The following is an 8,982-nucleotide window of genomic DNA, read 5'->3' as shown; positions in this document are numbered from 1 at the left end:
GCGTGGGGACGTCGAGCGCGCGGCGGACGGCATTGCTCCGAAGGCATCGCCCCGATCTTGAGATCGGCATGCTCCGCGGAAACCTCGACACTCGCCTTCGCCGCTTGGAAGAGGGGAAGTTCGACGCCGTTGTCGTCGCCTGCGCAGGGTTGGAACGGCTGGGCAGAACTGAGCGGTTATCCGAGAGATTGGACCCGTTCGAATTCGTTCCCGCGGTCGGCCAGGGTATGCTGGCCGTTACCTGCCGGAGGGAGGACAAAGAATCCCGTGAGATCGTTCGCGCCGTGAACGACGAGCGAGCTCATCGTCTGGCGGATATTGAGCGCGTTTTTTTGGCCCAGGTCGGGGGAGGGTGCGAAGTCCCGCTCGGTTGTTACGGAGAAGAAAAGGACGATGAAATCCGCTTGGTCGCCGTCCTCGCCTCTTTCGATGGCCGGAAAGAGATTCGGTCGGAAGTGAGGGGAGAGATCGATCGGGGAGAGGAATTGGCCCGGCAATTGGCGGGACGGATTTTAGATCAGGGCGGGCGGGCGATGATCGACGAAATTCGGGGTGACCGCGCGGTATGACCGAACACACGGCGTTGCGCGGGAAGCGTGTGGTCGTGACCCGGTCCGCGGAGCAGGCTCCGGAATTTCGAAGCTTGCTCGAGGAGGTCGGCGCCGTTCCGATCGAAATCCCGACGATCGAAATCCAGCCGCCGAAAGAGTGGAGCGAGGTGGACCAAGCGCTGGATCGGATCGCCGACTATAAACTCTTGGTGTTTACGAGCGGGAACGCGGTCCGGGGATTTATGGCCCGCCTAAAGGAGACCGGAAAAGCTCTTCCCCCGAAAATCGCCGTGGCGGCCGTCGGTCCTAAAACGGCTCAAGCGTTAAAGGAAAACGGCACCCGGCCGACCGTGATGCCGGAGCAGGCCGGCGCCGCCGAAGAACTCATCGACACGATTTCGGAAAGACTGACGCTTCGAAACGCGAAAATTCTTTTCCCTCGGGCCCTGGAGGCGCGGGATGTTCTTCCGAACGCTCTGCGCGCAAAAGGAGCGATCGTGGATGTCGTGCCGGTATATCGGACCGTGGCTTCGAAAGCCGGAAAACGGGCGTTGGAAAGGATATTGGACGGAGAGTGTGTAGATTGGCTCACGTTTGCGTCCGGTTCGGCTGTCCGGTCGTTCTTCGAGCTGTGCGGGGCCGAGCGCGCAAAAACTTGGTTCAAGACAAATCGTGTCAAGGTCGCGGCGATCGGCCGCGTCACGGCCGAGAGCCTTGCGGAATACGGCGTATCGGTTACTGTCCGGCCCGACTCGCCCACGCTTGCGGGCATGGTAGAGGCGATGAAGCGGGCAGAACGGGGAGAATGATCACGCACATTTTAGCGTTACGTGATGTTCTGGATTTACGGCCGAGAGTAGCTGCTCAAGCTTTTTGAGCGTTGGCTTCGCCCGGCCGTACTCATATACACCATAGGCATTTGGGGAATTTGAGCCGAGACGTTTTGAAGCTTCCATGACCGTAAGATTCGCCTTCTGCCGCTGCTTTTTAAGAAGCAAAGGGATGAGCGTGTCAGTATCCTCGGAAAGAATAAGGAAAGTGTTACTCGGCCCTTTCCCAAGGTGTAATTTCAGGCGACCGTTTCCAGACGCATCAATTACAACACTTCTCGCCATCTTGTAGGCCTCCGTTTTTGAGCGCCCCTGGGTCATGAGATTTAGACCCGGAATCTCGACGAGCCAGAATTTTCCATCTTTATGAATATGCCCCTCAAAAGCCAGCATGCGGGTTCTCCCAAGACCTATTATACAAATATATTTGTATAAGAATCAACCCCTCTTTGGACCAGGGTTTCGTCCGGCGACTCTGAGGATGGCATAACGCGCCAATTGTTCATGGATTTCAGGGTGTCGGGGAACTTCGACCTGGTCTTGGCCGTTCGTCCATACGTCGTGATTGTTTCCATGCCGGAGCAAATACCACCCGAATTTTTTTAATTTTCGTTCGATTTCTTTTTTCTTCACAGGGGCATCTCATTACACACGCAAAGGAGTGGATACACCAGATATGGGAGGGTTGTATCGGGCAAGGAGGAGGGGAGAGCCTTGCGGAATACGGCGTATCGGTTACTGTCCGGCCCGACTCGCCCACGCTTGCGGGCATGGTAGAGGCGATGCAGCGGGCCGAACAAGGAGAATGATCATGAAGGAACACTTTTTTCGAGGTCGGAGATCGCGCCGGACGGAAGGACTCCGATCCCTTTCGCGCGAGACCGCCGTCTCTCCAAGGGACCTGATCCAGCCTCTCTTTATCGTCGAAGGGAAGGGGAAACGGATTCCGGTCGGTTCGATGCCGGGGATCGACCGTCTCTCCGTCGATCTTCTTTCCCGGGAAGTGGCTGAGATTCGCGAAGGACAGGTCGGAGCGGTCATCCTTTTCGGCGTGCCGGAGAAAAAGGACGCCCAGGCCTCCGGAGCCTGGAAAGAGAGCGGTATTGTTCAGGACGCGATCCGGACGATCAAGAATTCGGACCCTTCGATGGTGGTGATCACCGATGTTTGTCTTTGCGCGTACACCGATCATGGGCATTGCGGGCTCATCAAAAACCAGATGATCGATAACGATTCCTCGATCGAAACCCTCGCCAAAGTAGCTCTTTCGCATGCCGAAAGCGGAGCGGATATCGTCGCCCCATCCGACATGATGGACGGCCGGGTCGGCGCGATTCGCTCCCTCCTGGACGAAAACGGTTTTTCGGAGCTCCCGATCCTTTCATACGCCGCTAAATATGCCTCGGCCTTTTACGGCCCCTTCCGCGACGCGGCCCAGTCGGCGCCGAAGTCGGGAGACCGGAAGTCGTACCAGATGGATGGGGCCAACCGCCGGCAGGCGATGCGGGAAATCGCCGCCGATATCGAAGAAGGCGCCGATTTCGTCATGGTGAAGCCAGCGCTGGCCTATCTCGATGTCATCTCCGAAGCGAGACGGCGATTTGATGTGCCTCTCTTCGCCTACAATGTAAGCGGGGAATATTCGTTGGTGAAAGCGGCGGCTGCACGCGGGTGGATCGACGAGAGCGCCCTGATGCGGGAGATGCTGACCTCCATCAAACGGGCCGGCGCGGACCGGATCATCACGTACTGGGCGAAAGGGTTTCGATCGTCAACGACCGGCTGACCGACCCAGAGCGTCTGCGCTCACTCGTGGTTAAACGGGTGTTTTCTAGATCGAATTCCCGCAAACGGAACCGGTGGCCGTGCTGCTGCCTCTCGCCACATTCAGATTCACGAAACAGGCGCCCCGAGGCACCAGGCCGCCCCCGGATCCGCGTTCATTAATTCCGATCGTTCCCACGAGAGACAGGCCGACTCCCTCGGTCGAGTTGCCCGACATCGTCAGCGTAAGCGTGCCGTCCAGGATGACACCGACGGCGACTTCACAGTCGTTCAGGTTGTTGGTTGGATCGCTCACGCTGAACGTGACGAGGCCGTACGTGGAACTCGTGCCCGCGTCCGTGTCGACCGTGATGGTGATATTGCCCGAATACGTGATATGGCCGGATAAGGGGCAGTTCTGAGCACCGCTCAGAGGTACGCTCGTCGTTAGAGCCCGAATGGAAAGTCGGGACGAATTGCCTAGATCGCTGTTCGATGCGTTCATCGTATCAATGAGCGCATTGGTGATCGCCGTGGCTTCATCGGCCGATAGACCGGCGCTGTTCAACGGGTCGGGGATTGGATCATCGCTGCCGCAAGCCAAAAGAGCCGAAAGCGCTAGAAAAAGAGTTAAAAGCCCAAGGGAAGATTTCTTGTTTTTCATCGTCGGTTTGTCCTCTCGCTGTATGGAAATTTCAGAAGCAGGGGAAAAACGTACCTGCTCAGTATAAGAGCCGGGTCAAATTCAAAATAGATGGAACCTTTGTTGTTGTTTCTCAAACCCCTGTATTCGTATCTTTTAGTTTCTGACACACAACGTTACGGCCGTTACGACGGAGTGAGGCGCTTGTTCGACACCGACCCCTCCTAAGGATCGAGGGTATGCATGACGAAACCGTCCATCACTTTGGGAAAGAAGTACGTCGATTTTTGAGGCAAAACGTGTCCAGCCTCGGCCACGCGAAGGACATCCGTGACCTCCAGCGGTCGGAGCCAAAAACCGATTCCGCCGCTTTTCGCTAGAGTTTGGACCACCTCGTTGGCGTCGTGGGCGTATTTCACCTTCCGTTGATCCTCGGTCCGTTCCAAGTGCAGACCGCAGATCGGCCGAAGGATCCCGTCATTCAAGAGTACGCTCGGTACGTTTCGGAGGTCGGGATGGATAAGAGAGTCCGCCTTCCAAGATGCAAGTAGACGCATATCCCCTTCGTTCCCGTTGAGAAGTGCCAAGGGGGCCTTGTCCTTTTCAAACGACTCCCAAGAGACCTTCCCCGTCCGGATACTTGCGATCTTCTCAAGAACTTCGAGTGGAATGGGCGGAGCCTGCACCATTCGATGGATCGAGGAGAGAACCACGCCGGGATCGGGTACCGGTGCGAGGTAGATCAAAATCCAGGAAGCCTCCGGAAGCTCGCCTCCCTGTTCTTTCGCATAGGCCAGAGCGGTCGTGTAGCGATGATGGCCGTCGGCAATTAGAAAGGGTCTTGACCGGACCGTTTCCGCGATGGACTCAAGGACGCGGCGGTCGGAGATTTTCCACATCCGATGTTCGAGAGCCGCATCTCGGTTTCGAATCCGCGCGAGGGGAGCGTCGGTCACCGTTTTTTCGAACTGGGATCGCAGCGTGCGATCCGGATCTTCGCAAAGCATATAGACCGGACTCAAATGGGCGCGAGAAAGCGAGAGAAGGCGAAAGCGATCGGCGATCGGTGCCGCCAGGGTCCGTTCGTGGGGCAAAATGATTCCGCGATTCAGTTCCTCGGCGTGGACGAGGCAGAGAATCCCCCGGCGCTGATGCATGGATCCCCGCCATTCGAAGCGGTCCTCCACCAGATAGACGGACGGTTCGGCGTCCTGGACGAGGATTCCCGATCTTTTCCACTTCTCAAAAGTGCTCGTCGCTTTTTCATGCCGGGCGGGGTCGGCGCTTTCATCGCACTTCACTCCCGAAGGGTCGCCCAGAATAATCCGCGTGACGTTATAAGGGTGGCGGTCCCATAGGTCTTTCGCCTGCTCCAACGAAAGGACGTCGTAAGGAGGCGCGATGATCGGCTCCAAACTGCCGATTCGGCTCAAATCATATCGCCATCCCCGAAAAGGCCGGATCTCCGCCATTTACACTCCCCCCGAAAAGAACGTTTGGAGTTCATGCCAGTCGATTTTCCCCGGCCGGGCGAGAACCGGACGCGACGGATCGGTGGCGTCCACGACCGTGGAGGGGTGGCCGCCCTCGGGTTTTCCCCCGTCGAGAATTAAAAGGTCGGTTTGGGCGAAGTAGCGGGCGACCTCCTGGGCGGTGGTGGCCGGCGGCTGATCCGCCGGATTTGCGCTCGTGCCGGTGATGCAGCCGCCGAACTGTTCCGCCAAACGGCGGGCCAGGGGATGAGAGCTGACTCGAAATCCGACTCCGCCCGAAGATCCGGCAAGGAGTGGGGAAAGGTTCGTCGCCTTGAGGATGAGCGTGAGCGGGCCCGGCCAGAAATGCTCGATCAGCGTATGGACGGCAGGCGGGATCTTTTCCACGAATTGCGCGAGCGCTTGTGCGCTGGGAAGAATCACCAGAAAGGGTTTTCCTTGGGAACGATTTTTTAATTTCTGAAGCGCGCGGACGGCTTCATCATTTCGGGCGTCCACGCCCAGGCCGTAAAAGGTTTCCGTGGGATAGGCCACGATCTCGCCTCCGCGGAGGAGGGCGATCGCCTCCGAAAGAGTTGGGGAGGCGGGGACGATTCTCGTCATTGGCGGCTTTTTTGAAGATCGCGGTTGGCCGCTTCAATTTTGCTCACCAAAGAACTTCGGTAATCCTCGAGCTTCTTCACCAAAGCCGGATCCGCCAGAGCCAGGATTTCAGCCGCCAGGATCGCCGCGTTTGTACCGCCCGGTTTACCCACGGCCATCGTTGCCACGGGAACGCCCACTGGCATTTGAGACGTAGACAACAGGCTGTCCAGGCCGTTTAGCGTCGAGGTGGCCGGCACGCCGATCACCGGCTTTGTCGTGTGGGCGGCCACGAGGCCCGCGAGGTGCGCCGCCCCTCCGGCCGCCGCGATCACGACTTGAACCTGTTTGGGCAGCTGTTCGAACTTCTGAGCGACGAGTTTGGGAGAGCGGTGCGCCGACATCACCTGAATATCGTAGGGGATGCCGAATTCCTTGAGAATTTTCTCCGCGTCTTCGAAGAGAGGCAGATCCGAAATGCTTCCCATGACAATCAGAACACTCGGTTTCATTACTTGTCCTTTCGTTGAATGGCGCGCCATCCGATATCCCGCCGGCAGATCTTGCCGTCAAAGCGGATTTGATCGGCTGCCCGATATGCGGCGTCCGCCGCATTTTGAAAAGTGGATCCGAGGCCGGTGACGGAAAAGACCCGCCCCCCTCCCGTCACGAGGCGGTTTTGCTGCATTTTCGTTCCGGCATGAAACAAGACGGCGTTGGGGGCGAGGGAATCGGTTCCGCGGATCTCGGCGCCACTCTTTGGATTTCCCGGATATCCCTCGGCGGCCAGGACGACCGTGAGCGCGACCTCTTTCTTCCAAGCGACAGTGGTATTGGCCAGTTTCCCGCGAACCGCCGACATCAAGAGTTCCGAAAGGTCGCTGTCGATTCTCGGCAAGATCGCTTGGGCTTCCGGGTCTCCGAACCGGACGTTGAATTCCAACACTCTCGGGCCGGACGGCGTGACAATCAACCCTGCGTAGAGAACGCCTACGAACGATGCTCCCCGTTTCGCCAACGTGGCGAGAACCGGTTCGATGACCGTCCGGCAAATCTCCTTTTGCAGGGGTTCCGTGACGACCGGCGCCGGAGAATAGGCTCCCATTCCGCCGGTGTTGGGTCCTTGATCCCCATCCAGCAATCGCTTGTGATCCTGCGCGCTCGCCAACGGCACATAGTGGGCGCCGTCGGCCACGACGAGAAAAGAAGCTTCTTCCCCGGCCAGAAACTCTTCGGCCACAATCGTTTTTCCGGCGCTTCCGAACCTGGATTTCTCCATCGAGTCGTACGCGAAAGCCTTCGCCGTCTCGGCGTCGGGACAGATACTGACTCCCTTGCCGGCCGCCAGACCGTCGGCCTTCAAGACGAGCGGATATCGCGCCGACTTCAGATATTCATACGCCTCTTTTACGTCGGAAATGGTCCGGAAATCCGCCGTAGGGATCCCGGTTTCGTTCATCAAATTCTTGGCAAAACTTTTGGAAGCCTCGAGCTGGGCCGCCGCTTTGACCGGTCCGAAAATTTTAAGATTCCGCGCGCGAAAGCGATCGGCGATCCCATCGGCCAGCGGTTTCTCCGGCCCCACCACCGTCAGGTCGATCCCTTCGGTCGACGCAAAGCCTACCAGTGCCTCGATATCGTCCGCCGGGATCGCAATGTTTTGATTCTTGGCCACCTGAGCTGTTCCGGGATTGCCGGGAGCGGTGAAGATCTTCTCGACGTTTGGACCGGCCGCCAGTTTCCAACAAAGGGCATGTTCGCGGCCGCCGCTGCCGATCAGAAGGAGTCGCATGAGGCGGCCGAAACTAGCGTCCGGACCGGGCGAAGTCAAACGCAGGCTGTTGAAAAAGGCTCATTTGCTTCGTTGCCGCTGCACTCGCGATCCTCACAGCCAGCCAAAAGGCTGCTCCGGTCGCTCGTTTGCGGCGGCCTCGCAACTGAGACCTTTTTTGAACAGCCTGGCAGATATTATCCGGCGCTATCCAGCAGAGATTTCCAAGGCGGAACGTATAGGGGGGATTTTCGCAAAGAATCCCGCCAAAGATCCTCCGCTTCATTTAAAGCTCCCCGTGATTTTGCCAGGTCGCCCATAAGATTGAGCGCACGGTATTCCCACTCCTTGTCGGCAAGCGCGTTGGTGAGCTCCGTCTCCGCCTGTTTGAGCTGGCCCTTTCGCTGCAACGTAGCGCCGAGCCAATAATGAGCCGGCGCGCTGCTGGAGTTAATCTTGAGCGCCGATCGAAACGTTGCCGCTGCGGACCCCAGATTGCCCGCATGAAAGTACGCCCGCCCCAGATAAAGGGGGGCGTATTCCGATTTCGAGTCGAGGTCCACGGCTCTCTGCAAATACGGGATCGCTTTCTGAAGATGGGCCGCGCCGCGGTAGTCGAGCCACCGCTGAGTCCAGGTCAGTCCGAGGAGGGCGTTCGTGACGGCCGTCGATCGGCGCTGGTTCAACGTTTCAAATCGTCGCGTGAGAGGCTCCCAGGAAACCTCCTCGAATTGATCTTGCGGGGGGATCCAATGATTCGACGGATCTTCGAGGCCGGCTCGCGTGACAGCCGCGTTTGCCACGTCGACCGCTTCCTCCTCCCGTTTGACCTGAGCAAAGACGTTGATCAGGTAAAGGTAGGGGAGAAGCTTCTCCGGTTTCAGCTCAATGAGGGTCCGATACGCTCGAATCGCCTGATCCGAAGTCCCCCGCCGATCCAACATTCGGGCATAGGCGAACGCCAATTCAAAATTCGTTGGATTGGATCGCAGGGCCTCCTCCAGAGTGGAAATCGCTTCCTTCGGATGACCATCCGCTTCCATAAGAGACGCCTTGGCAATGGCGATTCGTTCCGCGCCGTGGGCCAACACCGGGAACTTCAGGGCGATCTCATGGCCTTCGCCTTTCCGGCCGGTTTTAAGAAGGATGCGAATAAGTTCTTGCTGGGCCTCGAAGAGTTCCTCGGGACGCGCAAACCGGACGTAACGGGTCTGAATATCCCGCAGATGACGCTCGGCCAGCTTCTCGTCGCCGAGAATCCGGCTATGCACGAAAGCGAGCGCCAAACGCGCCGGCACCGTTCCCGGGCTTCCGCGCAGCGCGCGCTCGTAAAACTCCTTCGCTCGAT

At 58.2% G+C, this 8,982-nt stretch carries 11 protein-coding genes; 3 read left to right on the top strand and 8 right to left on the bottom strand.

Annotated features, from left to right (window positions below; translation table 11 throughout):
* A partial coding sequence (gene hemC, locus VI895_10175) for a hydroxymethylbilane synthase (GenBank protein ID HLG20163.1) occupies positions 1–569 on the top strand: 569 nt, incomplete at its 5' end.
* Positions 566–1,360 carry a uroporphyrinogen-III synthase gene (locus VI895_10170; protein ID HLG20162.1) on the top strand — a complete coding sequence of 265 codons (795 nt, stop codon included), beginning with the start codon at positions 566–568 and terminating at the stop codon, positions 1,358–1,360. The genes hemC and VI895_10170, both read left to right, overlap by 4 nt.
* On the opposite strand, the gene VI895_10165 is transcribed toward VI895_10170, so the two are convergent.
* Both VI895_10165 and VI895_10160 read right to left on the bottom strand, forming a co-directional pair.
* A complete protein-coding gene (locus tag VI895_10165; GenBank protein ID HLG20161.1) occupies positions 1,361–1,774 on the bottom strand; it encodes a helix-turn-helix transcriptional regulator in 414 nt (137 codons plus the stop codon). It abuts the gene before it with no gap.
* Between the two features lie 45 nt (positions 1,775–1,819).
* Positions 1,820–2,014, bottom strand: a complete 195-nt coding sequence (locus VI895_10160) for a type II toxin-antitoxin system HicA family toxin (GenBank protein HLG20160.1) — start codon at positions 2,012–2,014, stop codon at positions 1,820–1,822.
* 172 nt (positions 2,015–2,186) lie between these two features.
* On the opposite strand from VI895_10160, the gene hemB reads away from it, so the two are divergent.
* The gene (hemB, locus tag VI895_10155) at positions 2,187–3,167 is read left to right on the top strand and encodes a porphobilinogen synthase (GenBank protein HLG20159.1); all 981 of its coding nucleotides are present in this window, start codon (positions 2,187–2,189) and stop codon (positions 3,165–3,167) included.
* 45 nt (positions 3,168–3,212) lie between these two features.
* On the opposite strand, the gene VI895_10150 is transcribed toward hemB, so the two are convergent.
* From VI895_10150 to VI895_10125, 6 genes are all read right to left on the bottom strand, one after another.
* Complete coding sequence (locus VI895_10150; GenBank protein ID HLG20158.1) at positions 3,213–3,809, bottom strand: hypothetical protein; 597 nt, start codon at positions 3,807–3,809, stop codon at positions 3,213–3,215.
* Between the two features lie 203 nt (positions 3,810–4,012).
* The gene (locus VI895_10145; protein HLG20157.1) at positions 4,013–5,260 is read right to left on the bottom strand and encodes a DUF1015 domain-containing protein; all 1,248 of its coding nucleotides are present in this window, start codon (positions 5,258–5,260) and stop codon (positions 4,013–4,015) included.
* On the bottom strand, positions 5,261–5,884 hold the full coding sequence (locus VI895_10140; protein HLG20156.1) for an L-threonylcarbamoyladenylate synthase: 624 nt from the start codon (positions 5,882–5,884) through the stop codon (positions 5,261–5,263).
* The gene (purE, locus tag VI895_10135) at positions 5,881–6,375 is read right to left on the bottom strand and encodes a 5-(carboxyamino)imidazole ribonucleotide mutase (GenBank protein ID HLG20155.1); all 495 of its coding nucleotides are present in this window, start codon (positions 6,373–6,375) and stop codon (positions 5,881–5,883) included. The genes VI895_10140 and purE overlap by 4 nt, the downstream gene beginning before the upstream one ends.
* A complete protein-coding gene (gene purD / locus VI895_10130; protein HLG20154.1) occupies positions 6,375–7,655 on the bottom strand; it encodes a phosphoribosylamine--glycine ligase in 1,281 nt (426 codons plus the stop codon). Before purD ends, purE begins: the two co-directional genes overlap by 1 nt.
* 176 nt (positions 7,656–7,831) lie before the next feature.
* Positions 7,832–8,982 (bottom strand): tetratricopeptide repeat protein (locus tag VI895_10125; GenBank protein ID HLG20153.1); only part of this gene is annotated, 1,151 nt, incomplete at its 5' end.

It is taken from the genome of Bdellovibrionota bacterium, from assembly GCA_035292885.1.
Taxonomy (GTDB): Bacteria; Bdellovibrionota_G; JALEGL01; order JALEGL01; family DATDPG01; genus DATDPG01.
This window is presented reverse-complemented; position numbering and strand designations above follow the sequence as displayed.